The following is a 26971-nucleotide window of genomic DNA, read 5'->3' on the forward strand; positions in this document are numbered from 1 at the left end:
CTTGCCTATGCATTTCTTTTGACGACGAGTACGGTCACGTCGTCGCGTCCACGCGAAAAATCGCGGTAAATCACGCCGGCAATCAGCGCCGGATGACGCATGAACAAACCAGGATAGCCGGCGATATCCCATTGCGTCGTAATGCCGTCGGAACACATGATGTAGACCGCTTCCTGCGGCCATGGTGCGCTGAATTCCTGCACTTTGCGCATGTTGTGTCCGACGATGCCGTTGTGCGACACCATCTGCTTGCGTGTTTCAGGACCCAGCACAGCGGCGGCAATGTTGCCGATGCCGCCGAATACCAGTTCGCCACTGCCGGCAGCAAGACGCGCCACCGCAACCGCTGCGCCGCGTGTGGGGCGCAGCGCCTTGTGAATATGTTCCATGACCAAGGCCGGGGCCAGTCCGGGGCGTTCCTTGACCACCTGCACTGCGGCCTCCGACGCCAGCGCCGCTTCAGGTCCGTGACCAAGTCCGTCGGCCACCATGATGGTGACGCCGCTGTCGTCGATTTCCACAGCCCAGGCGTCGCCGCATACTTCTTCGCTGGCGATCGGGATGCAGATGCCGGCGTATTCGACCAGACGCACAGGCCGCTTGCTGCGGCCCGGCGTATCTTCAACTTCGATGCTGTCGATCGCCGCATAAAAGGCGCTGCCCTTGCCCGGTACCGAATAGACGTCGAACGCGCGCGACAGGCGCCGGATCGCGCCCAGTCCTGTACCCTGCGTGCCGCTGGTGGACACCCCGTCGGCCAGGCTTTCACCGATGTTGATGATGCCCTTGCCGCGATCCAGCGCCAGCACTTCTACCGTCTGGCGCGCCTCGCCGGAGACCGGCGTAATCAGCATCAGCCCGTCGCCGGCATGCTTGAGGATATTGGTGGCGGCTTCGGTGACGATGATCGCCAGCCGCCCCGCCTGGACTTCACCGAACTCGAGCATGGAACTCAGGTACGCCGCATAACGGCGCGCCGAAGAAATATCACTGGCGTGGGCAATCGTAAAGGCTTGTTGCCTGAGGCTCATTATCTCTTCCACTTGATCAAAATCACTGCAGTGCCTTCTCCAGGCGCGGTACATATTTCAAAATCATCGACCAGCCGGCGCGCACCGCCCAGTCCGAGCCCCAGACCGCCGCCGCTGGTGAAGCCGTCGGTCAGGGCACGCTCCATGTCGACGATGCCGGGGCCGTCGTCGACGAAGGTGAGGCAGATACCCGCCTTCAGACCGATCACCAGGTTCTGCAGGCGCACTTCGCCACCACCGCCGTACTTGAGCGTGTTGCGCGCGATTTCGCTGGCTGCGGTAACCAGCTTGGTCTGGTCGACCAAACCGAACTGCAGTTCGATGGCGCGCTCGCGCACCACTTTCCGGAGCATCACGACGTGCTCATCGGAGTGCAGCGGCAAAGTCTGCGATTGCTGGGCCACGGCTCCGGCGATGGGGAGCAGATTGGGCGTGAATGCAAATGCCGGCGTTGCGTAGCCGCTCATCTGCGCATGCTCTTTTCCAACAAGGCCACGCCCTTCTCGACGTTGAGCGCGGTTTTTACACCGGTCAGCGTCAGCCCGAGCTCGACCAGCGTGATGGCGACGGCCGGCTGCATGCCGACCACGACCGTCGTGGCGTCGAGTACGCGCGCCATGGCCGCCGTGTTGCTGATCATGCGGCCGATGAAAGAATCCACCAAATCCAGCGCGGAGATGTCGATCAGGACGCCCTTGGCCTCGTCCTTGACGATGCGGTCGGTCAGATCGTCCTGCAAGGTCATGGCCAGCCTGTCGTGCATGTCCACCTGGATGGTGACCAGCAACAGCTTGCCCATGCGAAGAATGGGAATGCGCTCCATGCTCGGCTTACCCCTTGTTGTCGACCGTGATTTTGGCGCCGGTGCGTTCCAGCGCAATCAGGAAGGCGTCGGCCAGAGTCGCCTTGGTGATCACGTCCTCCAGGTTGACGCCCAGATGCACAATGGTCTGCGCGATCTGCGGACGGATACCGCTGATGATGCAGTCGGCGCCCATCAGGCGCGCGGCAGCGATGGTCTTGAGCAGATGCTGGGCCACCAGCGTATCCACGGTCGGCACGCCGGTGATGTCGATGATGGCGATGGCGGCGCCGGTTTCGATGATCTTTTGCAGCAGGTTTTCCATCACCACCTGGGTACGCGCGCTATCGAGCGTGCCGATAAGCGGCAGCGCCAGGATGTTTTGCCACAGCTTGACCACCGGCGTCGACAGTTCCAGCAGTTCTTGTTGCTGGCGCGCAATGATGCGGTCGCGGCTTTCCTGGAATACTTGCACGGTATACAGGCCAAGTTGCTCAAGCAGGCCGGTGATGGACCAGGTGGCGCTGGCCAGCTGCTCCGGTTGCTTTTCCAGTTCGCTGCGCAGGAACGGGAACAAAGCCTGCTTCAGCGAAAACACGAAGATCGCAGTTTCGCTCGGCGTGGCGCCTTGGCGGGCGCGGTTGGCCGACACCTCAGCCAGCAGTTGGCGCACATCATCCCATTCGCGTCCTTCGATATTTTCCAACTGGCCGCGCTGCGCGGCGGCACCCAGCAGGCTCAGAAATTGCGCGCATTGCTTGCGCGTGGCGTCGCCGGCGCCGGAGTCGAAGGTCATGGCCTTCGACTTGAGCTGCTCGAACCACCCCTGAAGGATCGGTTCGTTGAATTTTTGTATCAGCGTTGCCAGTTGGGCGGCGTCATTATTGGTCGACATGCTGTTCCTTTGTTTCTTCTATGAATGTGAAATCGGTCGGTAAAAAGTGATCAATGAAAATAGATCAGTGAGGCGCGCCGCTGCGCAGTGTCCGCGACGAACGTGAATGCAGGTGTCGGTGTTCTGGAGTCGGTTGAATACCGGTAGCGCTCGCTCGGGCGTGCAGCCTGGCGGACACCATATTGTGACAGTGAGGTACATCCCCTTCCCCTGTGCGGATCGCCCGCGTTCTTGTGTCATGCGACACTATTTTTCGACGGCGTTTGTTGTGCAGCGCCAATTGCAGGCGCAAGCAGCGAGTATCCTCATCGCCACCTGATTTGAGGAGGTGAGCGAACACCGATTCTCTTGTAGGACAAACGGAAGTTTCCCTATGGAGCCGTCATCGCCACTGCGGACAAGGTGTCCCCGAAACCACCTCGCGCGTGGCTGGCGATGCGGCTGCTGGTGGTCACACGCGGGGCCGCGCTCCACGAAATGCGGGCGCCGCAGGCAAGCAGCGCCTGCACCAGCGCCACGTCCTCGCCGCAGGCAAGCGCCGCAAAGCCGCCCGCGAGCCGGTATGCCGCAGTCGACACGCCCAGATTGGCGCCGTGTATATGGCGATGCTGATCCTGATCGACATAGGTCGCCCGGAAGTGCCGTCGCAAAAACGAGGCGCGCTCGCCATGCGCCGACCAGTCGTCCACCGCCACGGTGCCGCAGACGGCATCGGCTTGGTCCTGCACCGCCAGTGCAAGCTGGGTCGCCAACCAGGCCGGCGCCACTACGCTGTCGGCATCGGTAAACGCCAGCCAACGCGCGCCGGCCTGCATCAGCGCGGCAGCGCCGGCCGCCCGCGCCAGGCCGACGTTGTGTGAGTCGATGGAGAGAAATTCAATGTTCATCCCTTGTGCAATGCCGCCTGAGCCGTCGCTGCAGGCATCCAGCACCGCCAGCACGCGCACCTCTTCGTCCGGCAAGCCGGGATGCGCAATCGCCAGTTGCATCGACGCCAGGCAAGCGTGCAGGTAGTCTTCTTCGTTATGCACGGGGATCACGACGCCGATCATGTCAGCTCCTCCAGTTCTGCCACCGAGCGCGACTCCCGGCTCCAGACGTCGAGCAGGAAATCGGCATCTTCGTAACGCCCGCAGCGATGCAATCCGTCCAGCGCGTCGAAACCGGCATGCACCGCCTCCGTGCCATGCACGCGCTGCGCAAAGTCGCGCTTCCAGTGACACGCCAGCAGTACGCCGTCACTCGCCAGCGAAGCGTCGACCAGCGCAGGCAAGGAGTCCAATGCTCTCTGGTCGAGGTAGTAGCCGAATTCGCTCAGGACAATCAAGTCGAACGCCGGGCCCATCTGCGCCGGCCACTCGCCCGGCAACGCCATGCGGGCAAAGCGCACATCGCAGCGCGCGCCGCGGGTGCTGAACATCGCACCTGCCTGCTGCCAGCGTTCACCCGCGATCTCAACCGCCGTGGCGGAAAAATCGCTGCACAGGAGCCGGTCGCAGCGTCGCCCCAGTTCGAGCGAGAGTTCACCGCCGCCGCAGGCCGGCTCGAATGCGTGGCGAAAGCGCAGGCGCGGCAGCATGGCGCCGATCAGTCCGCGCTTGCGCTGTTCGTACCAGTTGCCGGCGATGCGCCAAGGATCGTCGCTGCGGTCGTAGAGTGCGTCGAAATAATCTTGAGAGATGGCGCGCATGGCGTGTGTCCGTTCAGACGAAATAAATCTCGAAGTCTCGATGAAAATGCGCCAGCACCTCGGGCGGCAGGATGGCGGCGTTGCCGGTCGAATGATCGGGTTCCAGCTGGCTGCGATAGCACTCCAGCGCCGCCTTTTTGCGGGCCTGCATGTCCGGGTCGAGCGCCAACTTGCGTGCTCGCTGCCAGGGGATCTCGTGATGTTCGGGAGTGCGCCAGTGCCACATCCAGATCGGGATTTCGATCAGGCGGCAACCGATGGCGCGCGCGGCGTCACGACTGGCCAGGCCCACCGCTTCATGGTCCGGATGGCCGTCGCGGTGCCAACTGGCGAACACGGTATCGCCGCGCTGCAAATAGGCGCCGAGCAAGTCCTGCAGTTTTCGCTGATGTTCGCCCACCCTGCTGTCGGGGAGCTGGGCGCGCATGATGGTGATGTTGGCGATGCCGAGTGCACGCAAGGCCTCGCTGGTCTCGGCCGGGCGCACATGCGACAGCAAGTCGCTGCTGAGCGCCGATTCGCTGCTGTGGCTGCGCTCGCCGTCGGAGACCGCGATCAGCAAAATCTCATGCCCGCTGCGCGCCAGGTGCATCAGCAAACCGGCGCAGCCGAGCACTTCGTCGTCGGGATGCGGCGCCACGATGACGGCGCGCGAATCAGGCGAGACCAGCGTTTCCGGATGGACTTGCGGCACCTTGGCCAGTTGCGGGTCGTCGCGCCAACGCACTTCGTCGGTGGCGGGATGGTCGGTCATGTCGGGGTTTTCCGCAGTGGGGGTTTCTTCAGTCAGAGTCGCCATTCTTCCTCTCCTGCATTTTCTGATTCCGCGTTTTCAGCTTGTTGCAGCGTCGATTGCGCCAGCGCCGCCAGATCGCGTTCAGCGTGACTCTGGCGCAGGAACACCGGCAAGTCCGCCATCATGCGTGCGACCCAGGGGTCACGGCATAGCGGTGCAGCGCCGAGCGCGCGTCCGAGCGCTGTCATGACTTCGAGTGCGGCCTGCTCGGTCGCCAGCCGCACCCGCATGGCCAGCCGGTAGCCATCGGCCGCCGGTGCGTCGTCGAAGGCTTGCGCCGCCGCACGCAGTCCTGCGGCCGAGGCGCTCAACGCTACGTCGGCGCGACCGAGATGCGCCAGCGCGTGAGGATCGTCGCGCCCCATCAACTGGTGGCGCAGGTAACTTGCCAGTTGTGCCGCCGCGCCGTGCCAGCACGCTGCGATGCCGGCGCCGCCCTGCCAGAATCCCGGCCGGTCGGTGTAGAAGTCGGCGCCGCCGACGGCAATGCCGCGCGCGTTGTCGAAATGGACGTTGACGCTTGTGGTATCGGCCATGCCGACCGCATGCCAGCCTTCGTCCGTGACCGTCACGCCGGGTTGATCAAGATCGACCGCCGCCAGACAAGGATGGCCGTCGGCATTCCAGCCGCTGACGATGGCATGGCTGAGGACATTGGCGCCGGAGCACCAGGCCTTGACGCCGTCCACGGCGACGCGGCCCGGGTCTTCCGCAGAAGCTGCATGGATGTCGAGCCGGGCCTTAGGCGGTTCGGCGCACCACACGCCCCAGACGCTGAGCGGCGGCGCGATGTCGGCGCCGGCTTCGGCAAGGATGGCCAGGGCGTCAACGTGAGCCTCGTACAATTTCACCAGGCTCAGGTCGTACGACGCCACGGCGGCCAACGCGCGCCAGCGTTGCAGTGTCTGGCCCGAACCCGGCAGGCTGAGACGATCCAGCCCGGCATCCACCATCTCGCACAGCAATTGGCCGGCGTCAGGCCGCTCCGGCAATGCCGCGAGAAAACGGCGGATACCGTCGACGTTGTCTTTGGCCGATGTATTCATCAGACCACCGGCGGATCAGTTTCCCGATCCAGTTCACGCGGACCGCCGACGGCCTGGATGAACTGCGCCAGCCCTTCGTTGAGCTGACCGACGGCCACGTTGATCAGCGAAAAATCGGCGTCGCCGGTCGGCAGCACCGCCGGCAATCCGGCGCGATCAAGCAGATCGGCGCCGCTGTCGATGACCAGGATCGGTTTGCAATGGCGATACTGGTCCTTGACGAACTCGATCGCCAGGCCGTTTTCACACAGGCTGGTGGTGGAGGCGTGACCCGGCGCAATGATCAGCGCGTCATATAGCGCCGACGGCGCGGCGTCGATGGTGATGTCGGCCTGCCAGCTGCTGCCGTCTTTACTACTGCCGCCACTGACACCTTTAACGGTGCCGAGCTTCGGCGCCAGTACCCTTGGCACGGCGCCTTCCTTTAACAGTACGTCGTAGATTTTGGATAGCGCGTCAACGTCGACGCCGTCCGCCGCCAGGATGGCGATACGGCGCGTGCGGATACTGCCGTCGCCCGGATACGCAGTCAGCGACAAGGCCGGCGATGGCGCATATGCAGGTTTCACCACCGGACCCACGTCCGGCGCAGGATCGGGCACCGCGAAGCCAAGGCCTTCGGCCACGCTCTCCGCCAGCAGATCGTCGACGTTGGCCAGCAACGACACCACCCGCTGGCGGATCGCCGGCGTTTGCACGCGTGTCAGTTCGAAGCGGAAAGCCTTGATGATATGGCGCTGTTCGGCAGCGGACTGGCTGCTCCAGAACAGCTTGGCCTGGGCATAGTGTTCGGCGAATTTTTCCGGCTTGGCGCGCACCTTGTCGCCCTCCACCGGCTGAAGGAAACTGGTGAAGCCGGCCGCACCGGCCTGGAACGGACAGCCGCCGCCCAGGGAATTCGGCTCATACGACACGCGACCACGATGCACCGCCTGGCGATGCATGCCGTCGCGCTGGTTGTTGTGCACCGGCGCCAGCGGCGCATTGATCGGCAGCTCATGGAAGTTGACGCCGCCGAGCCGGCTGATCTGGGTATCGATATAGGAGTGGATGCGCCCTTGCAGTAAGGGGTCGTTGCTGAAGTCGATGCCCGGCACGATGTGTGCCGTGCAAAAAGCGATCTGCTCGGTCTCGGCGAAGAAGTTGTCGGGATTGCGGTTGAGCACCATCTTGCCCACCGGGGTCAGTGGCACCAGTTCTTCCGGCACCAGTTTGGTCGGATCGAGCACGTCGAAGTCGAAACCCTCGGCCTGCTCTTCCGAAAACACCTGCAGGCTCAGTTCCCACTCCGGCGCATGGCCGGATTCAATCGCTTCCCACAGGTCGCGGCGATGGAAGTCGGGATCGGCGCCGCCGATCTTGACCGCCTCATCCCAGGCCAGCGCATGCGTGCCGGCCAGCGGCGTCCAATGGAATTTGCAGAACACCGATTCGCCGGCGGCATTGACCAGACGGAAGGTATGCACGCCGAAGCCTTGCATCATGCGATAGCTGCGCGGGATGGCGCGGTCCGACATTTGCCACAGCAGCATGTGGGTCGATTCCGGCATCAGTGAGACGAAATCCCAGAACGTATCGTGCGCGCTGGAGGCCTGCGGCATGCCGAAATGCGGCTCAGGTTTGAGCGCATGAACCAGGTCGGGAAACTTCATCGCATCCTGGATGAAGAACACCGGGATGTTGTTGCCGACCAGGTCCCAGTTGCCTTCGTCGGTGTAGAACTTGACGGCGAAGCCGCGCACGTCGCGCACGGTATCGGCCGAACCGGCGCCGCCGGCCACCGTCGAAAAGCGCACGAACACCGGGGTGCGTTTGCCGTCGCCGGAGAACGGCGCGGCGCGGGTCAATGCGCTGAGGTCCTTGTAGCATTCGAAATAACCATGTGCGCCTGAACCGCGCGCATGCACCACGCGTTCGGGAATGCGCTCATGGTCGAAATGGGTGATTTTTTCACGCAGGATGAAATCTTCCAGTGCGGTCGGTCCGCGCACGCCCGCTTTCAGGGAGTTCTGGTTGTCGGCGATGGCGACGCCCTGGTTGGTGGTCAGTGCCTGGCCGCCGGAGTCGACGCGTACGCGGTCGAGATTACCGCCGACTGCGTTGTCGCCTGGCGCGGCCGCGCCACCGGTCTTGTCCGAAACGATGGCTTCGCTGATGGTGCCGGCTGTGGCTTGCGGCGAAGCGGGTTCGGCGATGGTGCCGGCGTCGGGGATATGCGGCGTGTCATTGCCCGGACGCAGGAATTCGTCCGGCTTGGAAGCATTGTGCGTGATGGCGGCGGCCAGGTCGGCGCCGTCAACGATCTTTTTCAACAAGTCGGCCGGCAACATCTTCTTGCCGCTGCCTGAACCGACGACCGCCGCGCCTGACATGGTGCCTAGCACCGATCCTGCTGCCTGATTGACCTGGCTGCCGCTGTTGCCTGTATTGCTGTCTTTAGTATTAATGGGTTTTCTGCCTGCCATGATGAGACCTCGTTATGTATGCACTCAAAGAACAGCGCATGCACATCGTGAGACGCGCCACTACGCCAACCAGAGACGAGCCTAGTGGCAAAGTGCAGCGGCGAACATAAGCGGACGCCTTGTTCGAATGTCAGACTTGTTGAAGATCATGTAAGACGATAGCAAGAGAGGGGTAACCTTCCTGCGGCCTGCTGCTGCGACTACCACTTCGCGTCAGAACAGCACTCCCTGCCGACTGTTGCTCATGTCGGTGCGTGGCAGGATTTTTTCGGATTTTTTACGCGGAGCGCGGAGCGTTTCCACCGGCGCTTTCTGATCTTGCAACCAGCGCGCCAGCATGTCGATGACGTGTTGCGTCTGCAGCGTCGTCAATGCAGATCCCATACCGATACCGTGCCATTTTTCCAGGCAGGAACGACAGCAGGTCGCGGTCGCGTGCTGCGCCACGAATACCGGGTGACCGCGAAACGGCGTCTGCTTGCCGTCCTTGTCGGGATGTGCGGGCGCCAGCCGCGTGGCGATGAAACTCTCGGCATGCTGCAGCACTTCTTCCAGACCGTGCTCCTGCAGGTAGCGATATTCGGGCGCTTTCAGTACGAAGCGGCGGCGAAAGGCGGAATGTTGCAGACGATCGACAATCAGGTCTTGTGGGAACATGGCGTCGGATGGAGTTGGCGACACCTGATCATAGCCTTCCGTAAATCCCGCCACAGTAGGCGCACGCTGATTGCGTTGTGGGACGATGCCCTTTTCAATGCGCCTGCTGTGCCCTGAATTCGCCGCGATCGTCGTCGGCCACTACGGAGTCTCTCTGTCAGGTCCGACAACATCGTCCCACGCCCGAATCGGAGGATGCCACATAGGCATGGCCGCACTGACGGCCTACCATGGTTGCTCATTCCCGGACATCGGCGCGGCGCAGGCCCCTCCTCCTTGCGTGGCGTCTTCCGGGGATGATCGTTCGGCGTCGTTTTTGGCTTTCCTGACGCCGGGCGGTGACAGCTTCAATGAGCCTTTACATTTTTGAAAAAGGAAACATGATGACTACACAATCCAACCAGAATCGCGGCGGTAACCATGATCAGCACGCCCGGGCGGGCGAGCAAAGTCACAAGAACAACGGGCACCAGCAACAACCCTCTCCACGCAGCGCTTCGCATGACCAACAGATGCATGCCGGTCAGCAAAGCCACAAGAATGCCAGCGGGTCGAATTCCGGCAGTTCAGCTTCGAACTCAGCTTCTGATTCCGGCACACGCGGCGGCTCCAGCGAGCAACATGCCGCATCCGGCCGCCAAAGCCATAGGAACACCTAGGCGCAGTCCTGCGCTGCCTGTTCGACGTTCTTAGGTTTTATTCTTAGGTTCTATCCCATGCGGGGATAAGCAAGAAGCCGTCCTTCAGGGGCGGCTTTCTTTGTGTGGTTTTACCTTTTTCAGTCTTCTCCCAGCGGCTTTTGAGAGTTTTCTTATAGTTTGCCGGACACCCTCCGCCTACACTGCCTCCAGTTGTTTGCTTAGGCCCGATTCATCTTTCGCTTGGCCTTTTCTCGTCGTCCGGCGCGCGTGCGCCTTCCACTTGTCCATCTTTCATCAGGTCGCGTCCTCCCGGACTGCGCCGGGGAGCTCATTCATGCCGATTTTTTCACGCCGATGGCTGTTGCCGGTGCTGTGTTTCATCAACGCAGCCGCTTGCGCGGCCGAGACCCCGCCATCCTCGGAACGCTTCGTCGCCCGCGCCGTCACCAGCCTGACCAGCGGCATTCGCTACAAGTTCGGCGGCACCGATCCCGATAGCGGCCTCGACTGCAGCGCCTTCATCGCGCTGCTGTACAAGGACGCCGGCGGCGGCGACTTGCCCCGCACCGCGCGAGAAATCAGCGAAGTCGGCGCACACATCGACGCCGGCGCGCTGCAACCGGGCGACCTGGTGTTCTTCCGCAATACACAGGGCGGCATCGCGCACGTCGGCATCTATGTCGGCGGCGAAAACTTCGTGCATGCCTCGCGCAAGCATGGCGTGATTTACCAGTCGCGACTCAACGAGCCTTACTGGAAGAGTCGCTTCAAGGGCGCACGGCGGTTGCCGCAATCCTGATCAAAATCCTTGCCCGCCAATAAAAAAGCCGCTCCGAAGAGCGGCTTTCAGTTCATCCCGCCAAGGCGGAGACAATGAAGTACGGCTGTTTTTATCGCTTATAACCTGATTACAAATGCTTATTGCTTGGCGACAGCTGCCGGCAGATGACGACCGTGGAACTTCACGTAGATCGCGTCCAGCTTGCCGTTGCGGTGGTTGGTCAGGACCCAGTTGTTGATCCATTCCTTCAGGCGCGGCTGGTTCTGGTTGAAGGCGATGCCCAGATCGAAGTCCTTTTGCGCGAATTTCAGTTCCAGGTTCTTGCCTGGTGCGCGCTTGATCATTTCACCCAGGTTGGACGGTGTGCTGGAGAAGATTTCGACTTGGCCGGTCACCATCGAGGTGATCAGCGTGGCGTCGTCTTCATAGCGCACGATTTCGGCGCCCTTGGCTTGTGCTGTGGTCAGCGTGTCGTTGACGGTGGCGCGGGTCAGACCGATACGCTTGCCGTTGAGGTCGTTGTAATCCTTGATCTGGATGTTCTTCGGACCGCCGACGATGATGGTGATGACGGCGTAAGGCACGGAGAAGTCCACCACCTTGGCGCGCTCAGGCGTGATCGACAAGTCGGCGATGACGACGTCGGCGCGATTGGCTTGCAGTGTCGGGATGCGCGCGGCGTTGGTGACCGGCACGATTTCCAGCTTGACGCCCAGGTCCTTGGCGAATTGCTCGGCGGTTTCGACGTCGGATCCGGCTGGTTGCAGGTTGGCGTCGGCGAAGCTGAACAGCGGCGTGCCCATGGCGATCGCCACGCGGACCTTGCCGGCCTTCTTGATGTCGTCGAGCTGATCGGCCATGGCGACGTGGGCCAGGCCCGCGGTCAGCAGTGCAGCGATGCAGGTACGGGCGAAGATGTGATTCAGTTTCATGCAGGTCTCCTTGGTTTGATTGTGTTGCAATGAAAAACGTATAGCTTGGAATGACTACTTTTGGATTACAGGCCGTTGTTCAGGAAGGCATGCAATTCCGGTGTCTTGGGGTGGTCCAGCATCTCGCCCGGGCCGACTTCCCATACGGTGCCCTGGTGCATGTAGATGATGCGGTCGGCCACGCGCTTGGCGAAGGCCATTTCATGCGTCACCAGCAGCATGGTCATGCCGCCGGCGGCGAGGTCTTCCATCACGCGCAGCACTTCGCCGGTCAGTTGCGGATCGAGCGCCGAGGTGACTTCGTCGAACAGCATGACCTTCGGCGACATTGCCAGCGAGCGGGCGATCGCCACGCGTTGCTGCTGACCGCCCGACAGTTGCTCGGGATAGGCATCGGCCTTGTTGCCCAGGCCGACCTGCTCCAGCGCGGCCATGGATACGGTCAAAGCCTGCGCCTTGGGCTGCTGCTTGACGTGGCGCAGGGCCAACATGATATTTTCCTGCACGGTCAGATGCGGGAACAGGTTGTAGCTCTGGAACACGATGCCGACTTCCTGGCGCAGCTTGTGCAGGTCGATGGCCGGATCGTCGACACGCATGCCGCAGACTTCGATGGTGCCGGAATCGATCTTCTCGAGGCGGTCGATACAGCGCAGCGCGGTGCTCTTGCCGGAGCCGCTGGCGCCGATGATGGCGATCATCTCGCCCTTTTGCACCTCGAAGGAAACGCCCTTCAGTACCTGGTTGGAGCCGAAGCTCTTGTAAATCTGATCTAGTTTAACGATTGCTGACATTGAGCTTGTTCTCCATCGATTCACTCCAGCGCGAGAGCGGGTAACACAGTACAAAATAGAACGCCCCTACCAGACTGAAAATCAGGAAAGGCTGAAAAATTGAGTTGTTGATGATCTGACCGGCACGGGTCAGTTCGATAAAGCCGATCACGGACGCCAGCGAAGTCATCTTGATGACCTGCACGAGGAAGCCCACGGTCGGCGGCAGCGACAGGCGGAAGGCCTGCGGAATGATCACCAGGCGCAGCGTCTGCCAGCGCGTCAGCGACAGGCACTCGGCGGCTTCCCATTGAGGACGCGGCATGGCTTCGACGCAACCGCGCCAGATGTCGCCCAGGTAGGCGCTGGTGTACACCATCATCGCCAGACCCGCCGCCACCAAAGCCGGCAAGGCGAAGCCGTACACCGACAGGCCGAAGTACACGATGAACAGCAGGATCAGCAGCGGAATGCCCTGGATGCACTCGATGTACACCAGTGTCGGCATCCACAGCCAGCGGCGCGGCGAAATACGCGCCAGCATCACGCCGAACCCGCCGATGCTGCCGAGGATGAAAGCGAGGCCGGACAGCACCAGCGTCCACCAGATCGACTGCACCAGATAGAAGAAATGTCCCCAGGAGAAACTGCCGATCATGATGCGCTCCCGTTGGTAGTGTTGGTTGCTGTCGCTGTGGCAGCAGTAGCGACAGCGGCGGCCGGCTGGAACGGCGGGATTGGAGGCGGACGGCGACGAGATGCTTCCAGCGCGGCGCGGCGGATGATGCGGCGGCGCTTGAACAGGTATTCGCCGAAGCCCCAGGCCAGCAGCTTGACCAGGATCGACAGCGCCAGGTACATGAAGGCGACGACGATATAGGTTTCCAGCGAGCGGAAGGTATCGGATTGCACGGTGTTGGCGATCGCGGTCAGTTCTTCGGCCGAGATCTGCGAGGCCATGGCCGAGGCTTGCATCATCAACAGGAATTGGCTGGTCAGCGCCGGATAGACGCGCTCGATCGACGGTTGCAGCATGACGTGCCACGCGATGCGCCAGCGCGAGAGGCCGAGGCATTCGGCCGCTTCGATCTGGCCCTTGGGCACGGATTCCAGGCCGGCGCGAATGATTTCGGCGGCGTAGGCGGCGATGTTGATGATCATCGCCAGCACGGCGGCGGCAAACGTCGGCATGTGGATGCCGAGGCTGGCCAGGCCGAAGTACAGCAAGAAAATCTGCACCAGGAAAGGCGTATTGCGGACCGCCTCGATATAGGCGGAACAGGCTTTGGCGATATAAGGATTGCTGCCGCGCTTGAGGAAGGCGATCAGCGTACCGATCGAGACGCCGACCACAATGGCGACCGTCGTCATCTTCAGCGTCAACCATGCGCCGGTCAGGAAGACCGGCCAGTATGGCGCCAGAGGAGCGAAATTAAGTGAAAAACCCATGCCGATGATGCCCTTTATACGTGGAGCTCTACTTTTACCGGGCGATGTAATGACAGTGGAGGACACGAGGAGCCGACCGACAACAAGGCGATCCACCGTGGAACGAAACTAATCGATTTTCCCTGAGCTTGCGGCGTCATCAGCGAGGTCGGTACTACCTCCTCTGCGACAGCGTTGCAGCCTGCGGTGTGTGCGTTATTGTTTTTGCTTACTGTCGCTCACCGTCACTACTACCGTCTCCCTTCACCTTGTCCAACGCCGGCGCGTTGCGCTGTCTCTGCCGGCTTGCCGGACAAGGCGGCTGTATTGTTACCAGCCTGTGCTGCTTGTTATTGCTACTGCCATTGCTACTGTCGTTATCTCTTGTTGCAGCCTGTTCTGGCGCCCGGTTTTTGCTGTGGCGTTCACTGTATTTCGCAGTATCAGACTTCAGGCGGCAGCAAAGATAACATAGATGTACGATAACATACAATCAAGAATGTGGAGCCGGGCGCGATAACTTTTTTTGCGTTTTCGCCTTACCTTGCCACAATCCCGATATCTGTTACTTCGGCTCGAACGGACCGGTGACCGTGAAGATGCCGCCCTGATAGACACGCACCGGGTCATCGGCCGGCGGCAGCGGCTGCGCCTCGATCTTGGCGCGGTAGATGTCGGACGTGTCACGCGCCTTGAAACCAAGATGCGCGGCGTAGCGGTTGTCCCACCAGGTCGATGGATTATCCGACATCCCATATACGACGGTGTGGCCGACGTCCGGCGTAAACAGACAGCAGCGCATCAGTTCGGTCAGGTCGTCGTAGCTCAGCCAGCTGGCCAGCGAGCGGCGATCCTTGGGTTCCGGGAACGACCAGCCGATACGGATGCTGACGGTCTCGATGCCGTAGCGGTCGTAATTGAATTGCGCCATGTCTTCGCCATAGGACTTCGACAGGCCGTAATAACCATCCGGACGACGCAGGTCGCGCACATCGATGCGTTCATCCTGGCGATAGAAGCCGGTGACATGGTTGGAGCTGGCGAACACCACGCGCTTGACGCCATGGCGACGCGCCGCTTCATAGACGTGGAACACTCCCTTGATATTGGCTTCCAGGATTTCTTCAAACGGACGCTCGACCGATACGCCGCCCAGGTGGACGATAGCGTCGCAGCCGGCAATCAACGCATCCATCGCGGCGCGATCGGCCAGGTTGCAGGCCACCACTTCTTCATGCGGTGCGGCCTCGTTGCCCAGGGCGGCACTCAGGTCGGATACCCGAAGCACGTCGGCAAACGCCGCCAACCGCGGGCGCAGCACCTTGCCGAGGCCGCCGGCGGCGCCGGTCAGCAACAGGCGGCCGAGTTTGGGTTGATTCTTGTCTTCTGCTGCCCGTGATGCTTGGTCGGCCATGTCTGTATTTCCAATTGATCAGTCTGTGGCGGCGCGTTGTTCCAACATGAGGAAATGCTGCGCCGCGTGATACGTTGTCTTATAACGCGAGCAAGGATTATCGACTTCGCCTCGTTTCCTTGTCAAACGAAGTCGTTGAAAATTCAAAAAATAATTCGTTTCGCAATGCAGCAGAAGATTGCCAAGAACATCGTTAAAGAATGCTAACTCCTCAGAGATTACATTAACTCGTTAAAAATAATAATTTCCATTTAAATACAATGAATTGGATTGTATATTTAAAGTAATATCGAATAAATAATTGCGTGATCTCAGACCGCCTCCCCGCGATGCACAACGCCTCCCGCCTCCCTCCACTCCTGCCCACGGTTCTTAAAAATAGTTGCAAGTAGCCATTGGCAAATTCAGAATTCACATTGTATGATGACTGATAACAAATAATAGCAATGCATCAATAACAACGCCTTCCGAGACACTTCTTCAGCCAACTTCACGCCATCATGACGCCACAAGAACTTAAAACCATCATGGGCTCCGGCCTGCTTTCGTTTCCCCTGACCGACTTTGACGCCAACGGCGACTTCAATGCGCGCGGCTACGCCGAACGGCTGGAATGGCTGGCTCCCTACGGCGCCAGCGCGCTGTTCGCCGCCGGCGGCACCGGCGAGTTCTTCTCGCTGACCGGCCACGAATACCCGACCATCATCAAGACCGCCGTCGACACCTGCCGCGGCAAGGTGCCGATCATCGCCGGCGCCGGCGGCCCGACCCGCTACGCCATCGAATGCGCCCAGGCGGCTGAGAAAGCCGGCGCCCACGGCGTCCTGCTGCTGCCCCACTACCTCACCGAAGCTGGTCAGGACGGCCTGGCGGCACACGTGGAAGCGGTCTGCAAGAGCGTCAAGTTCGGCGTCATCGTCTACAACCGCGGCCAATGCCGCCTGACACCCGCCACGCTGGTGCGCCTGGCTGAGCGTTGCCCGAATCTGGTCGGTTTCAAGGACGGCATCGGCGACATCGAACTGATGTCCTCGATCTACATGAAGATGGGCGACCGCTTCGCCTATCTCGGCGGCCTGCCGACGGCCGAAGTCTACGCCGCCGCCTACAAGGCGCTGGGCACCCCGGTGTACTCGTCGGCGGTGTTCAACTTCATCCCGAAAACCGCGATGGAGTTCTACCACGCCGTCGCCGCAGACGACCTCGCCACCCAGCATCACCTGCTGCGCGAATTCTTCATGCCCTACCTGGAAATCCGCAATCGCATGCAAGGCTATGCGGTCAGCATCGTCAAGGCCGGCGCCCGCCTGGTCGGCCACGACGCAGGTCCGGTGCGCGCACCGCTGACCGACCTCAACGCCGCCGAATGTGAAGCACTCGGCGCGCTGATCGCCAAGCTGGGTCCGCAATGACAGAACAACAAACCATGATCAGTCTTACCCAACCACAACTACTCAAGGAGACAAGATGTTCAGGAAATGGATGTATCTGGCCAGCGCCATGGTGTGCTCGATGGTGATCGCTCAGGGCGCAGCGGCTGCCCCAAGCGCCGATGAACAGGCAGTGGCGACAGCGGTTGAAAAGCTGCGCGTGGCAATGACGTCGCAGATCGACCGCGGCGCACTGGATGCGCTGACCGAAGAGCAGCTGAGCTACGGCCACTCCAACGGCGTGGTGCAGACCAAGGCTGAATTCATCGGCCAACTGGTCAGCGGCGAATCGACCTTCGTCAAGATCGACCTGACGGCGCAAACCGTCAACGTCCAGGAAAACGTCGCCGTGGTCCGTCACACGCTGACGGCAGCGACCAACGACTCCGGCAAGCCGGGCAACGTGTCGCTGAAGATCCTGATGGTCTGGAAGAAGACCGGCGGCCAATGGCGCCTGCTGGCTCGCCAGGCAGTGCGTTTTGCGGCGCCGACCTGATCCTGGTCTGCAACGCTGACATGCTGAAATGAAAAACCGAAGCTGCGGCTTCGGTTTTTTTATGGGCGTCGCCTGTGTTACAGGCCTTTGACCAGCAACAAGTCGATGTCGCTACCGCTGCGACGAAGCTGCTTCAGCAGCGCATGATCCGGATCGTCGTACCAGGCTTGCACCTGCTCAGCCGAGGCAAACTCGATCACCACCACCGCATCGGGCGTGGGATTCACCGCTTCCAGCACCTGCGGCGCCGATTTGGCGATGACCTTGCCGTCGTACTTCCTGATCAGCAGCGCCATCTTTTCACCATATTCCTTTTGCCAGTCCGTATTGCGCACTGTCAGCGCGCCGATTGCATAGGCAGCCATGCTTGCTCTCCTGTCGAAAAACCGACGAACTTCCCGCCTGCCGGATGGCGGCGGGATCGTCTTGGGGCCATTATCAATAGAAGCCACAAACCGATAAATGGCATAATTATTCGATCATTCAGAACTTATAATTCGGAATACTGCGGAGAAGAGCACAAAATGGGCGATTAAGATGAGCGATAAACTACGCAGCATGGAAGTATTCGTGGCGGCGGCGACGGCAGAGAGCTTTGCCGCTGCGGCGCAGCTACTCGATATTTCGGCGGTCATGGTCGGCAAACACGTGCGAACGCTTGAGCAGCAACTGGGGGCGAGCTTGCTGGAGCGCACCACCCGCAAACAGGCCCTGACCGAAATCGGTACGCGCTATCTGGAGTTATGCCGCGATGTACTGGCCAGTGTGGACAATGCCGACCGCGTGGCGGAGACCTTGCGCGCCGTACCGCAGGGGGTGCTGCGCGTGAGCGCTCCGGTTTCGTATGGCTTGCAGCGACTGATGCCGGTGATCGGCGAATATGCCGCCATCCATCCGCAGGTACACATCGATCTGGCGCTCAACAACCGCGTGGTTGACCTCGCCGAGGAAGCCGTCGACGTCGCGGTGCGTTCCGGCCCGCTGTTCGATGACGGCCTGATCGCGCGGCCGCTGCGACCGGCGCAAATGCTGATCGCCGCCAGTCCGGCCTACCTGGCGCGCCGCGGTGCGCCGGGGCATCCGGACGATCTCGCTGGTCACGACTGCCTGATCTTCGGCGCGCTGGAGCCCGGCCACGCATGGCGCTTCAGCCGCGACGCCGCGACTGTCCACGTGCCGGTGCAAGGTAGCTTCGCCAGCAACAACGGCCAGGCGCTGCTGGCGGCGGCGCTGGCCGGCATGGGCGTACTGGTTCAGACCGATACCCTGCTGGAAGAACACATCGCCGCCGGCCGGCTGACGGCCTTGCTGCCCGACTGGCAATTGCCGACCCGGGCGCTGCACATCGTGCGCCGGCCGGAAAACCGGCCCAGCGCCAAGGTGCGCAGTTTCGTGGACTTCGTGCTGGAGCGGCTGGGTTGAGCGTTTGCGCTCAACCGACGATGAACTGGTAATCGACCAGAATTTTCCCGTCGGCATCCAGCCGCAGTACCTCCAGCCCCGTAGCCAGCACCTCGCCGGTCTGCGGCCGGATCATTTCCCAATGGAAGGTCACCACGTCGCGCAGCCGCTGGGCATCACGTACGGCGCGGAAACGGAAACCGTTGCCCAGCACGTTCTTTTCGTACGAACCGGCCACGCGCAGATACAGCTCTTCGTAGCCGCGCACCTCGCGCTCCTTGACGTAATGTTCGCCGTCTTCCGCCCACAAGGCGCGGATCTCGGCGGCGCGTGCGGTGGTGTCGGGTTGATTCCATGCGGCCGCGTAACGGTCCGCCAGTTCTTGTGCCTGAAGCGTCATCTTGATGTCCTGAAAAAGGTATGCCGACGAGACCGGAGAACTTCCAGCCTCTTGATCGATGCGCCATCCTAAAGGGCAGCATCAAGACGAACCATGCCTGACAGGGTATATTTATTGTCCGTTCGTCCAAATCATTGCCGCCATGGATCCGCTTGATGAAGTCTTCGCCGCCATGCGCGTCGAACAAGCCCAGCACGCCCGCCTCGAGGCAACCGCGCCGTGGGGCCTGCATACGCGCCGCATTGACGGCACCACCCGCTTCGGCCTGATGCTGCACGGCCGCGCCTGGCTGAGCATGGATGGCGCGGAGCCTGTGCAACTGGAGCAAGGCGACTACTTCTTCATCCCGCACGGCGCCGCCTACACGCTGCAGGACGAAATCGGCTCGCCCACCGTCAATTGCGTCGACGCCGTGCGCAACAGCGTGGACGGCGTGGTCGTGATCGGCGGCAGAGACCAGGCAGAAAAGGCAATCGTGCTCAGCGGCTGGTTCCACGTCGATCCGCACGGCGCAAAACCGCTGTTCGAACTATTGCCGCCGCTGTTGCATGTCCGCATGGACGATGCACGTACGCGCATGCTGCAGTCCTCGCTGCAGTTGCTGGCGCTGGAAACCACGCAACCGGGCCTCGGTTCCGGGCTGATCGTCAGCCGCCTGGCCGACATCCTGTTCGCGCAGGCGGTGCGCGCCCATGTGAAATCACTGGCGACGGACGGCGCCACCGGCTGGCTGGTAGCACTGGCGGACCACAAGATCGGCGCCACGCTGCGGCTGGTGCACCGCGACCTTGCCGCCGGCTGGACGGTCGAGTCGCTGGCAGTGGCCGCCGGGATGTCGCGCTCGGCGTTCGCCCAGCGCTTCCGCGACAAGGTCGGGCGGCCCCCGCTGGACTACCTCGCTCACTGGCGCATGTTCCGCGCCCAAGGCTTGCTGCGACACTCGGAGCAGGCGCTGGCGGCGATCGCCACGGTCGTCGGCTACGAATCCGAGGCCGCCTTCAACAAGGCCTTCAAGCGCCGCACCGGCGTCAGCCCCGGACTCTATCGGCGCCAGGCAAAACAGGCTGTCGCGGAGGCGCACTGAAACGATTGTCCCGAATCGCATAGAATCCCTGCATCCCCAAGGCGAGCAAAAACAAGAACAGCCGCCCCACTTTCACTGACTGGAGACTCATGAAAAAGCTCATCAACGACGTTTCGCAAGTAGTGCCCGACATGCTCAACGGCCTGGTCGCGCTCAATCCCCATCTGGCGCTGTTGCAAGGCAAGACCATCGTGGTGCGCGCCGATGCGGCGCAGGCGGCGGCGCGCGGCGAAGTCGCCCTGATCTCGGGCGGCGGCGCCGGCCATGAACCGGCGCATGGCGGCTACGTCGGCGCCGGCATGCTCAGCGCCGCCGTGTCCGGCGAAGTCTTCACCTCTCCCTCGACCGATGCCGTGCTCGACGCCATCCGCGCGGTCGCCGGTCCGGCGGGCGTGCTGCTGATCGTCAAGAACTACACCGGCGACCGTCTCAACTTCGGCCTCGCCGCCGAGATCGCGCGCGCCGAAGGCATCCCGGTCGAGATGGTGATCGTGGCCGACGACGTCGCCCTCTCCGCCCACGGCCAGCATGCCGGACGGCGCGGCCTGGCCGGCACGGTGCTGGTCCACAAGATCGCCGGCGCCGCTGCCGTCCAAGGCGCGCCGCTGGCCGCAGTGGCCCAGGTCGCGCGCGACGTCATCGCCGCGCTCGCCACCATGGGCGTGGCGCTGACGCCATGCACCGTGCCCGCTGCCGGCAAGCCCGGCTTCACGCTGGCCGACAATGAAATCGAATGGGGCCTGGGCATCCACGGCGAACCCGGCATCGAACGCGGCGCGCTGGTGCCGGCCGACGCCATCGTGGCGCGCCTGCTGCAACAGATCGCCGGCGACCTCAAGCTCCAGCGCGGCGACCGTGTTGCGCTGCTGGTCAACAACCTCGGCGGCACGCCCGCCAGCGAGCTCGACATCGTCGCCGATGCCGCCTTGCGCGACCTCCGTGCACGCGGCGTCGAAGTCGAACGCGCCTGGGCCGGCACCTTCCTCAGCGCACTCGACATGGCCGGCATATCGCTGACCGTCGTGCGCGTGGACGACCAGCTCCTCAGCCTGCTGGACGCCCCCGCGCTCACCAGCGCCTGGCCGACGCTGGGCGGACACCTGGCAAAAACACCGGTGAAACCGGCTCCGGCGGCACCCCATGCCAAACGCAGCGACCGTATGTCGGCAGATGCACGCCTGCGTCGGGTCATTGAAGCAGTCTGCGCTTGCCTGACCGGCGCCGAAGCCGTACTGACCGACATGGACCAGCGCGTCGGCGACGGCGACCTCGGCATCAGCATGGCGCGTGCGGCACAAGGCATCCGTGACGAGATCGACGAATGGCCCGCAGAAACCGATCCGGCCGCAGTGCTGCGCGCCATGTCGGCGACTATCCGCCGCGTGGTCGGCGGCACTTCCGGCCCGCTCTACGCCATCCTGCTGATGCGCGCCGCGGCAACGCTCGACAGCGTAAAAACACACGATGCACGCGCTTGGAGCGCCGCCTTCAGCGCGGCAGTGGAAGGCGTATCGGAACTGGGCGGCGCGCATCCCGGCGACCGCACCATGATTGATGCGCTACACCCCGCCGCACAGGCGCTGCAAGCCGCGCTCGATGGTGGCAAGAATGAGGAAGCAGCGATCAATGCCGCCGTGGAAGCCGCGGTCCAGGGAGCGGCACAAACCGCATCGATGACGCCCAGGCGCGGCCGCTCCAGTTATCTCGGCGATCGTGCGCTGGGCTTCGCCGATCCGGGCGCCCATGCCGTGGGCTTGTGGCTGGCGGCGGTGCGCGACGCGCTGGCTGCTTCCCGCTGATCGGCATTGATTTTGATTGATTCGCGCATGCAGAAACAGAGCTATCGCACGATCACTTACTGGCAGCAGTACCAGCGCTTTTTCCCTCTGCACGCCCGCGTCGACGCCGGCAATGCTCCTGACGAAGAATGGCTGCACTGGCGCGACGCCGACATCCACCTGGATCGATATCGCCGCGACGACGCGCCGTTGACCGTGATCCTGGCGCACGGCGGCGGCGGTTACGGCCGCCTGTTCGCGCCGCTGGCACTGTTGCTGCACAAAGCCGGCTATGAAGTGATTGCGCCCGACCTGCCCGGCTATGGACTGAGCGACGCGCCTGCCGATCTGATCCGCTACGACGCCTGGGTTGATCTGCTGGCCGACCTTGCCGCGACCGAGCGGCAACGCAGCGCTCGCCGCATCGTGTTGTTCGGCGGCAGCCTTGGCGGTTATCTGGCGTATTTGTGTGCGGCAAAAATGCCGCGCGGCGCGATTGCGGGAGTCATCGCCACGACGCTGGCCGATCCGCGTCTGGAATTGACGAGAGAACAGTTCGCGCGCAATGCGCTGGTGCGCCATGGATTGATGCCGCTGATGCCGGTGTTCGCCGCACTGGCGGGACGACTCCGGTTACCGGTCAAATGGTTCACGAAGATGCACGCCATGTCCAACGACCAGACGCTGGCCCGACTGGTGGCGGCCGATCCTTGCGGTGGCGGCGCGCGCGTGCCGGTTGGATTCATGGCGTCGATTTTTACGGTGCGACCGGATGTCGAACCGGAACATTTTGACGCCTGTCCCGTGCTGCTGGCGCATCCTGCGGCCGATCAGTGGACTGCCGTCGCTTCAAGCCGGCCGTTCTTCGATCTCATCAAGGGCCGCAAGGAGCTGGTCATGCTCGACAATTGCGGCCACTTCCCCATCGAGCAGCCTGGTATCGCCCAACTGGAACAGGCGGCCATCACCTTTCTGCAACGTATCGCCGCAGACGCGGACTAGCGCACGTTACGCAGCGCCAGCGGATCCGGCTGCAGGTAGACCAGATTATTGATGGTCGCCAGCACCTGATCCAGTTTGGAGATATCGGCTGCACTGGTGGCGCCCTCTTTCTTCTGCAACGGCTTGAGCAGGCTCAGGAAATCGCGCGACAGCGTGGCGTTCTGCGGCGTGGTGTTGTCGCTGATCAGTTCCCCCATCATGTACTTCTGCACGCGCGTCGACTGGCTGGCCGATTGCTCCAACGTGGCCCTGACCAGCACGCCCTTGTCGTAGGCGATGGAGGTCTTGCTGCTGGCGTCGTCCTTGATCTGGTGGTACGTGTAGTTCTGTGAATTCTTGTCAGTGGTCAGCCTGAGCGGCACGTCCGCCAGCAGCGACTCATGGTAGCTCGCGCTCAGATGCGATTCCTGCTGCTGCGTGATGGCGCGGTTGAGTTGACCATTGCCGCTGACGTTGCTGCTTTGTGAAGTCTGGTACGAGAAGGTGTCGTTTTCATTTTGACGCGCCGGGTTCGGCGAGGTCACTTCCTGCGTCATCGACGCACTGAAATCAGCCAGCCCGGTCGTCATGCTCTGATCGGTCTTGTTAAGCCAGATCGCCGCCGGCGACTGCGCGCGCGCCTGCTGTGCGGCGTTGGTGACGTTGCTGTTCATTTCCTTGAAGGCATCCTTGAACATCGCCACCAGCGAGGCGTCGCCGTGGCCGCGGCTCTGGGCGTCGTCAAATTGCTTCAGATAGCGTTTGATAGCCTCGCCCTGCTGTTTGGCGGTGCCGACGATGGCCAGGTTGCTCAGGTCGACGCTGACCTTGAGCGTACCGGCAGGTCCGGCGGCACTCACGGTGCGCTGCTTGCTGTCGGCATGGAAATCGATGGTCTGGGTATCGCCGCCGACCTGTACGCTCCCATGCAAATCCACCGACGCCAACAGGCTGGTGTCGAACTGTGTCAGCCCATCCAGCTTCAGGCTCGGTGGATTGGCCGCAATGCCGTCGATCGCGGTCTGGAATCCGTCCGACAGTTTTTGCAGCGCGCCGCGTTCGGCGTCGGTCAGTTTGCCCTTGCTGACCTGTACTTGCACCGACAGGCCGTCTTCCTGGCTGGACAGCGTCAGGTCGACCTGCGCGCCCGAGGTTGTCACGATGGTCAGCGAAATCTTGTTGTCGGTCTGGGCATTGGTCTGTGCCCGCAACGTGGTTTCCAACGCCGATCCCTTCGGCGTGCCGGCCGGCAGCGCCACCACGGATTGCGAGAAATTGCCTGCGTCGCTGTCGAAGCGATTGAGCAGCGCCGCACCGAGTCCCTTGAAACGGGCGCCCAGCGACGACGCAGAAAAATTCCCCGCCATCATGGTGCTGACGGCGTCGTTGGATTTGCTCAGCCACGACGGCGTCTTGTCCGTCGAAGGCGCTGTGCCGGACATGGAGTACAGCTGCGCGCTCGAGGCTGCGTTGCTGCCGCCCAGCGTGACGGAGGTATAGGATTGCGCGGGAGTCTGGTTCGACGCCGCGCTCGGAGCCGAGGCGTTGCGTGTCGTCGTCACCGGCGTCGAGGTGCTCACTGCGGATAGGTTTGTCATGGCAACAAGTAACAGCAAAGAAGTGGCAAATGGACATCCCGGATCAGGACATCCGCTAGCTGCTTTACGGTCGATGCTCCAGGAACTTTATGCCGGCAATTTCAGATGGCGCGCTGATTGACCCGCTTGCTCAACATGTCCGCACTCTCCCTCCGCTCGCTGTAACGATTTGCGAGCGTTGGCGAGACGTCGCGTGTCAGCAAAGTAAATTTCATCAATTCTTCCATCACATCCACCACGCGATCGTAGTACGCGGAAGGATGCATCCTTCCGGCCTCATCGAATTGCTGGAATGCTTTCGCCACTGACGATTGATTCGGAATGGTCAGCATGCGCATCCAGCGTCCCAGGATGCGCATCTGGTTGACGGCGTTGAACGACTGCGAACCGCCGGAGACTTCCATCACCGCCAGCGTCTTGCCCTGCGTCGGCCGGATCGCGCCGGATGACAACGGGATCCAGTCGATCTGCGCTTTCATGACGCCGGTCATGGCGCCGTGCCGTTCCGGAGAGCACCACACCATGCCTTCGGCCCATTGCGCCAGCTCGCGCAACTCTTGCACCTTGGGATGGGTCTCCGGTTCGCTGTCCGGCAACGGCAAACCGGAAGGATCGAAAATCTTCGTCTCGCCACCCATCGCCTGCAGCAGGCGCGCCGCTTCCATGGTCAGCAAGCGACTGTAGGAACGCTCGCGCAGCGATCCATACAACAACAGGAATCGCGGCGCATGCGTGGCCCGACCGACCGTAGCGAAGTCCCTCGCCTGCGGCGCATGGAACAGCGTCGCATCAATGTTCGGCAGATCAGGAAGCGACAACACGGCGGCCCCCCGCATCGATGACGACCTCGCCATCTTCCTTGGTGAACGGACCTTGCTGCGGATTGGGGAGGATGTCCAGCACCAGCTCCGACGGACGGCACAGGCGCACGCCTGTTGACGTAACCACAAAGGGACGGTTGATCAGCACCGGATGCGCCAGCATCGCATCGAGCAGCAGGTCGTCGCTCAGTTGCGGATTGTCGAGGCCGAGTTCGGCGTAAGGCGTCCCCTTCTGGCGGATCGCGTCACGCACGGTGAGGCCTGCGTCCCGGATCAATTGGATCAGGACCTCGCGCGACGGCGGATGCTGCAGGTATTCGATAACAGTCGGCTCCTCGCCGCTGTTGCGGATCAGGGCAAGCGTGTTGCGGGAAGTGCCGCACGCCGGATTGTGATAAATCGTTGTCGTCATGATGGTGTCCTGGTAGGGGAAGGAATTGATTTGGAAAGAAGACGTGCCGTGGCATAAAAGAACAGCACGGCGCCAAGCGTGGCGATGCCGGCCAGCGCGATGATGGCGCCGGGGTAGCCGCCGCCGAGCGTGTACAGGAACGCAGCAACCGAAGGACCCGCGGCGAAGGCGATGGTCACCGGTGTCGCCATCGCGCCGCTGATCGCACCGTAGGCTTCGCGACCATACAGCTCCGCCGGCAATGTGCCGCGGACGATGGTCATCACGCCGTTGCCGATGCCGTACATGGCGGCGAAAAGCCCATACACGATCAGCCATGTGGCCGGTGCAAACAACAACATCAGCGCCGCAGGCAACAAGGAAATGGCGATCAGGCCGATCTGCCTGGTGGTCGCCTTCTTGCCGAGCGTGGTCTCCAGAACACGGCCCAGTACCTGCATCGGGCCGATCATGGCGCCGATACCCGCCGCGTAGTACGCCGGCATGCCCCGGTCATGCAGGATGGAAATCAAGTGCAAGGACATTGCCGAAAACACCAGCGCATTCAAGGTGACCGCAGCGGTGATGAGATAAAAGCCGGGCTCGCGCAGCACCGCCGCGAGGCTGATGCCATCTGCCGCGCGCTCTTTGGCTTTCGCCTTGATACTCGCCGCGCGTGGCAGCAAGGCGTGGATAGGCAAGCAAATAGCAAGATTGGCTACTGCATAGATCATCCAGGTTTCACGCCATCCGTAATGTTCCAGGAGCCATTGCGTCAACGGCCATGCCACGGTGCTGGCGAAGCCGCCGAAGAGCGTGAGCATCGTGATGGCACGCCGGAAGCCTCCTTCGAAAATCTGCGTCAGGACGGCGAAGGCCGGTTGATAGAGGGTGGCGCTCATCGCCACGCCGATACCCGCCCAGATCAGATACAGACTGGTCACGTCATGCACGGTGGAGAGCAACGCCAGCATCAATGCGGCCAATACCGTTCCGGCTCCCATCAACAAGCGGCCGCCCACGCGATCGATGATGCTTCCCGCCAGCGTCGAGAGCAATCCCGAAATCAGGAGCGCCAGCGAATAGGCGCCCACGATCACGGGCTTGGAGGTTTGCAGTTCCATCTGCATGGGCTGCATGAGCACACCGTATGCATAGAACATCGAGCCCCAGCCGACAATCTGTGTCAGCCCCAGCGATGGAATCAGCCAGATCGGCTTGCGAGTTGCGGCATCCATGC

At 62.1% G+C, this 26971-nt stretch carries 29 protein-coding genes; 8 read left to right on the plus strand and 21 right to left on the minus strand.

The window, feature by feature from the left end:
• Positions 1 to 5 precede the first annotated feature (5 nt).
• The 10 genes from E4P32_RS06385 to E4P32_RS06430 all read right to left on the minus strand — a co-directional run bounded on the left by E4P32_RS06385 (position 6) and on the right by E4P32_RS06430 (position 9406).
• A complete protein-coding gene (locus E4P32_RS06385) occupies positions 6 to 1031 on the minus strand; it encodes an ATP-binding SpoIIE family protein phosphatase (protein ID WP_116432742.1) in 1026 nt (341 codons plus the stop codon).
• On the minus strand, positions 1031 to 1384 hold the full coding sequence (locus tag E4P32_RS06390; protein ID WP_233526604.1) for an anti-sigma regulatory factor: 354 nt from the start codon (positions 1382 to 1384) through the stop codon (positions 1031 to 1033). Before E4P32_RS06390 ends, E4P32_RS06385 begins: the two co-directional genes overlap by 1 nt.
• Before the next feature lie 110 nt (positions 1385 to 1494).
• The gene (locus E4P32_RS06395) at positions 1495 to 1854 is read right to left on the minus strand and encodes an STAS domain-containing protein (protein ID WP_116432740.1); all 360 of its coding nucleotides are present in this window, start codon (positions 1852 to 1854) and stop codon (positions 1495 to 1497) included.
• 7 nt (positions 1855 to 1861) lie between these two features.
• Positions 1862 to 2728: an STAS domain-containing protein gene (locus tag E4P32_RS06400; protein WP_116432739.1), complete on the minus strand. Its 867-nt coding sequence runs from the start codon at positions 2726 to 2728 to the stop codon at positions 1862 to 1864.
• Between the two features lie 371 nt (positions 2729 to 3099).
• Complete coding sequence (locus tag E4P32_RS06405) at positions 3100 to 3780, minus strand: glycosyltransferase (RefSeq protein WP_116432738.1); 681 nt, start codon at positions 3778 to 3780, stop codon at positions 3100 to 3102.
• Positions 3777 to 4418 (minus strand): SAM-dependent methyltransferase, encoded by a 642-nt coding sequence (locus tag E4P32_RS06410; RefSeq protein WP_116432737.1) that lies wholly within the window; start codon positions 4416 to 4418, stop codon positions 3777 to 3779. The genes E4P32_RS06405 and E4P32_RS06410 overlap by 4 nt, the downstream gene beginning before the upstream one ends.
• Before the next feature lie 13 nt (positions 4419 to 4431).
• Positions 4432 to 5217 carry a PIG-L family deacetylase gene (locus tag E4P32_RS06415; protein ID WP_116432736.1) on the minus strand — a complete coding sequence of 262 codons (786 nt, stop codon included), beginning with the start codon at positions 5215 to 5217 and terminating at the stop codon, positions 4432 to 4434.
• Positions 5205 to 6260, minus strand: a complete 1056-nt coding sequence (locus tag E4P32_RS06420; RefSeq protein WP_116432735.1) for an acyl-CoA dehydrogenase — start codon at positions 6258 to 6260, stop codon at positions 5205 to 5207. Before E4P32_RS06420 ends, E4P32_RS06415 begins: the two co-directional genes overlap by 13 nt.
• Positions 6260 to 8725 (minus strand): catalase, encoded by a 2466-nt coding sequence (locus tag E4P32_RS06425; protein ID WP_280649366.1) that lies wholly within the window; start codon positions 8723 to 8725, stop codon positions 6260 to 6262. The genes E4P32_RS06420 and E4P32_RS06425 overlap by 1 nt, the downstream gene beginning before the upstream one ends.
• Positions 8726 to 8938: 213 nt before the next feature.
• A complete protein-coding gene (locus tag E4P32_RS06430; RefSeq protein WP_233526539.1) occupies positions 8939 to 9406 on the minus strand; it encodes a DUF4186 domain-containing protein in 468 nt (155 codons plus the stop codon).
• A gap of 359 nt (positions 9407 to 9765) precedes the next feature.
• On the opposite strand from E4P32_RS06430, the gene E4P32_RS06435 reads away from it, so the two are divergent.
• Entirely contained in the window at positions 9766 to 10041 is a 276-nt protein-coding gene (locus tag E4P32_RS06435; protein ID WP_233526538.1) for a hypothetical protein, read from the plus strand.
• 316 nt (positions 10042 to 10357) lie between these two features.
• Positions 10358 to 10822, plus strand: a complete 465-nt coding sequence (locus tag E4P32_RS06440; protein ID WP_116432731.1) for an NlpC/P60 family protein — start codon at positions 10358 to 10360, stop codon at positions 10820 to 10822.
• Positions 10823 to 10941: 119 nt separating this feature from the next.
• Here the strand turns inward: E4P32_RS06440 and E4P32_RS06445 are convergent, their stop codons facing one another.
• From E4P32_RS06445 to E4P32_RS06465, 5 genes are all read right to left on the minus strand, one after another.
• Positions 10942 to 11736, minus strand: coding sequence for a transporter substrate-binding domain-containing protein (locus tag E4P32_RS06445; RefSeq protein WP_116432730.1), 795 nt, complete (start codon positions 11734 to 11736; stop codon positions 10942 to 10944).
• A gap of 65 nt (positions 11737 to 11801) precedes the next feature.
• Entirely contained in the window at positions 11802 to 12530 is a 729-nt protein-coding gene (locus E4P32_RS06450) for an amino acid ABC transporter ATP-binding protein (protein WP_116432729.1), read from the minus strand.
• Positions 12514 to 13167: an amino acid ABC transporter permease gene (locus E4P32_RS06455; RefSeq protein ID WP_116432728.1), complete on the minus strand. Its 654-nt coding sequence runs from the start codon at positions 13165 to 13167 to the stop codon at positions 12514 to 12516. The genes E4P32_RS06450 and E4P32_RS06455 overlap by 17 nt, the downstream gene beginning before the upstream one ends.
• Positions 13164 to 13958: an amino acid ABC transporter permease gene (locus tag E4P32_RS06460; protein WP_116432727.1), complete on the minus strand. Its 795-nt coding sequence runs from the start codon at positions 13956 to 13958 to the stop codon at positions 13164 to 13166. The genes E4P32_RS06455 and E4P32_RS06460 overlap by 4 nt, the downstream gene beginning before the upstream one ends.
• 544 nt (positions 13959 to 14502) lie before the next feature.
• Positions 14503 to 15351 (minus strand): NAD(P)-dependent oxidoreductase, encoded by an 849-nt coding sequence (locus E4P32_RS06465; RefSeq protein WP_116432726.1) that lies wholly within the window; start codon positions 15349 to 15351, stop codon positions 14503 to 14505.
• A gap of 500 nt (positions 15352 to 15851) precedes the next feature.
• On the opposite strand from E4P32_RS06465, the gene kdgD reads away from it, so the two are divergent.
• Together kdgD and E4P32_RS06475 are read left to right on the plus strand one after the other, a co-directional pair.
• A complete protein-coding gene (gene kdgD / locus E4P32_RS06470) occupies positions 15852 to 16763 on the plus strand; it encodes a 5-dehydro-4-deoxyglucarate dehydratase (protein WP_116432725.1) in 912 nt (303 codons plus the stop codon).
• Positions 16764 to 16818: 55 nt separating this feature from the next.
• The gene (locus tag E4P32_RS06475) at positions 16819 to 17277 is read left to right on the plus strand and encodes a nuclear transport factor 2 family protein (protein WP_116432724.1); all 459 of its coding nucleotides are present in this window, start codon (positions 16819 to 16821) and stop codon (positions 17275 to 17277) included.
• Between the two features lie 77 nt (positions 17278 to 17354).
• On the opposite strand, the gene E4P32_RS06480 is transcribed toward E4P32_RS06475, so the two are convergent.
• Positions 17355 to 17642, minus strand: coding sequence for a DUF1330 domain-containing protein (locus E4P32_RS06480; RefSeq protein WP_116432723.1), 288 nt, complete (start codon positions 17640 to 17642; stop codon positions 17355 to 17357).
• Between the two features lie 172 nt (positions 17643 to 17814).
• Between E4P32_RS06480 and E4P32_RS06485 the strand changes: the two genes are divergently transcribed.
• Entirely contained in the window at positions 17815 to 18699 is an 885-nt protein-coding gene (locus tag E4P32_RS06485; protein WP_116432722.1) for a LysR substrate-binding domain-containing protein, read from the plus strand.
• 10 nt (positions 18700 to 18709) lie between these two features.
• Here the strand turns inward: E4P32_RS06485 and E4P32_RS06490 are convergent, their stop codons facing one another.
• Positions 18710 to 19078: a nuclear transport factor 2 family protein gene (locus tag E4P32_RS06490; protein WP_116432721.1), complete on the minus strand. Its 369-nt coding sequence runs from the start codon at positions 19076 to 19078 to the stop codon at positions 18710 to 18712.
• Positions 19079 to 19220: 142 nt separating this feature from the next.
• Between E4P32_RS06490 and E4P32_RS06495 the strand changes: the two genes are divergently transcribed.
• The 3 genes from E4P32_RS06495 to E4P32_RS06505 all read left to right on the plus strand — a co-directional run bounded on the left by E4P32_RS06495 (position 19221) and on the right by E4P32_RS06505 (position 22942).
• The gene (locus E4P32_RS06495; protein ID WP_116432720.1) at positions 19221 to 20162 is read left to right on the plus strand and encodes an AraC family transcriptional regulator; all 942 of its coding nucleotides are present in this window, start codon (positions 19221 to 19223) and stop codon (positions 20160 to 20162) included.
• 89 nt (positions 20163 to 20251) lie between these two features.
• Positions 20252 to 21961: a dihydroxyacetone kinase subunit DhaK gene (gene dhaK, locus E4P32_RS06500; protein ID WP_116432719.1), complete on the plus strand. Its 1710-nt coding sequence runs from the start codon at positions 20252 to 20254 to the stop codon at positions 21959 to 21961.
• Positions 21962 to 21988: 27 nt separating this feature from the next.
• Positions 21989 to 22942, plus strand: a complete 954-nt coding sequence (locus tag E4P32_RS06505; RefSeq protein WP_116433865.1) for an alpha/beta hydrolase — start codon at positions 21989 to 21991, stop codon at positions 22940 to 22942.
• Here the strand turns inward: E4P32_RS06505 and E4P32_RS06510 are convergent.
• The 4 genes from E4P32_RS06510 to E4P32_RS06525 form a co-directional block, all read right to left on the minus strand.
• Complete coding sequence (locus E4P32_RS06510) at positions 22939 to 24519, minus strand: hypothetical protein (RefSeq protein WP_233526537.1); 1581 nt, start codon at positions 24517 to 24519, stop codon at positions 22939 to 22941. The genes E4P32_RS06505 and E4P32_RS06510 overlap by 4 nt on opposite strands.
• Before the next feature lie 101 nt (positions 24520 to 24620).
• Complete coding sequence (gene arsH, locus E4P32_RS06515) at positions 24621 to 25355, minus strand: arsenical resistance protein ArsH (protein ID WP_135008710.1); 735 nt, start codon at positions 25353 to 25355, stop codon at positions 24621 to 24623.
• Positions 25324 to 25752: an arsenate reductase (glutaredoxin) gene (arsC, locus tag E4P32_RS06520; protein ID WP_116432718.1), complete on the minus strand. Its 429-nt coding sequence runs from the start codon at positions 25750 to 25752 to the stop codon at positions 25324 to 25326. The genes arsH and arsC overlap by 32 nt, the downstream gene beginning before the upstream one ends.
• A complete protein-coding gene (locus tag E4P32_RS06525; RefSeq protein WP_116432717.1) occupies positions 25749 to 26969 on the minus strand; it encodes an MFS transporter in 1221 nt (406 codons plus the stop codon). Before E4P32_RS06525 ends, arsC begins: the two co-directional genes overlap by 4 nt.
• Between the last annotated feature and the right edge of the window lie 2 nt (positions 26970 to 26971).

It is taken from the genome of Herbaspirillum sp. 3R11 (assembly GCF_004563925.1).
GTDB lineage: Bacteria > Pseudomonadota > Gammaproteobacteria > Burkholderiales > Burkholderiaceae_D > Herbaspirillum.

Bases quoted from the DNA above. Each gene is read 5' to 3' on its own strand.
- E4P32_RS06450 (WP_116432729.1), bottom strand. From the start codon at position 12,530: ATGTCAGCAATCGTTAAACTAGATCAGATTTACAAGAGCTTCGGCTCC.
- E4P32_RS06485 (WP_116432722.1), top strand. From the start codon at position 17,815: ATGAGCGATAAACTACGCAGCATGGAAGTATTCGTGGCGGCGGCGACG.
- arsC (WP_116432718.1), bottom strand. From the start codon at position 25,752: ATGACGACAACGATTTATCACAATCCGGCGTGCGGCACTTCCCGCAAC.
- E4P32_RS06400 (WP_116432739.1), bottom strand. From the start codon at position 2,728: ATGTCGACCAATAATGACGCCGCCCAACTGGCAACGCTGATACAAAAA.
- E4P32_RS06480 (WP_116432723.1), bottom strand. From the start codon at position 17,642: ATGGCTGCCTATGCAATCGGCGCGCTGACAGTGCGCAATACGGACTGG.
- E4P32_RS06525 (WP_116432717.1), bottom strand. From the start codon at position 26,969: ATGGATGCCGCAACTCGCAAGCCGATCTGGCTGATTCCATCGCTGGGG.
- dhaK (WP_116432719.1), top strand. From the start codon at position 20,252: ATGAAAAAGCTCATCAACGACGTTTCGCAAGTAGTGCCCGACATGCTC.
- E4P32_RS06395 (WP_116432740.1), bottom strand. From the start codon at position 1,854: ATGGAGCGCATTCCCATTCTTCGCATGGGCAAGCTGTTGCTGGTCACC.
- E4P32_RS06460 (WP_116432727.1), bottom strand. From the start codon at position 13,958: ATGGGTTTTTCACTTAATTTCGCTCCTCTGGCGCCATACTGGCCGGTC.
- E4P32_RS06385 (WP_116432742.1), bottom strand. From the start codon at position 1,031: ATGAGCCTCAGGCAACAAGCCTTTACGATTGCCCACGCCAGTGATATT.
- E4P32_RS06415 (WP_116432736.1), bottom strand. From the start codon at position 5,217: ATGGCGACTCTGACTGAAGAAACCCCCACTGCGGAAAACCCCGACATG.
- E4P32_RS06420 (WP_116432735.1), bottom strand. From the start codon at position 6,260: ATGAATACATCGGCCAAAGACAACGTCGACGGTATCCGCCGTTTTCTC.
- E4P32_RS06405 (WP_116432738.1), bottom strand. From the start codon at position 3,780: ATGATCGGCGTCGTGATCCCCGTGCATAACGAAGAAGACTACCTGCAC.
- E4P32_RS06475 (WP_116432724.1), top strand. From the start codon at position 16,819: ATGTTCAGGAAATGGATGTATCTGGCCAGCGCCATGGTGTGCTCGATG.
- E4P32_RS06410 (WP_116432737.1), bottom strand. From the start codon at position 4,418: ATGCGCGCCATCTCTCAAGATTATTTCGACGCACTCTACGACCGCAGC.
- E4P32_RS06435 (WP_233526538.1), top strand. From the start codon at position 9,766: ATGACTACACAATCCAACCAGAATCGCGGCGGTAACCATGATCAGCAC.
- E4P32_RS06445 (WP_116432730.1), bottom strand. From the start codon at position 11,736: ATGAAACTGAATCACATCTTCGCCCGTACCTGCATCGCTGCACTGCTG.
- E4P32_RS06465 (WP_116432726.1), bottom strand. From the start codon at position 15,351: ATGGCCGACCAAGCATCACGGGCAGCAGAAGACAAGAATCAACCCAAA.
- E4P32_RS06390 (WP_233526604.1), bottom strand. From the start codon at position 1,384: ATGCTCCGGAAAGTGGTGCGCGAGCGCGCCATCGAACTGCAGTTCGGT.
- E4P32_RS06490 (WP_116432721.1), bottom strand. From the start codon at position 19,078: ATGACGCTTCAGGCACAAGAACTGGCGGACCGTTACGCGGCCGCATGG.
- E4P32_RS06455 (WP_116432728.1), bottom strand. From the start codon at position 13,167: ATGATCGGCAGTTTCTCCTGGGGACATTTCTTCTATCTGGTGCAGTCG.
- E4P32_RS06495 (WP_116432720.1), top strand. From the start codon at position 19,221: ATGGATCCGCTTGATGAAGTCTTCGCCGCCATGCGCGTCGAACAAGCC.
- kdgD (WP_116432725.1), top strand. From the start codon at position 15,852: ATGACGCCACAAGAACTTAAAACCATCATGGGCTCCGGCCTGCTTTCG.
- E4P32_RS06510 (WP_233526537.1), bottom strand. From the start codon at position 24,519: ATGACAAACCTATCCGCAGTGAGCACCTCGACGCCGGTGACGACGACA.
- arsH (WP_135008710.1), bottom strand. From the start codon at position 25,355: ATGCGGGGGGCCGCCGTGTTGTCGCTTCCTGATCTGCCGAACATTGAT.
- E4P32_RS06505 (WP_116433865.1), top strand. From the start codon at position 21,989: ATGCAGAAACAGAGCTATCGCACGATCACTTACTGGCAGCAGTACCAG.
- E4P32_RS06425 (WP_280649366.1), bottom strand. From the start codon at position 8,725: ATGGCAGGCAGAAAACCCATTAATACTAAAGACAGCAATACAGGCAAC.
- E4P32_RS06440 (WP_116432731.1), top strand. From the start codon at position 10,358: ATGCCGATTTTTTCACGCCGATGGCTGTTGCCGGTGCTGTGTTTCATC.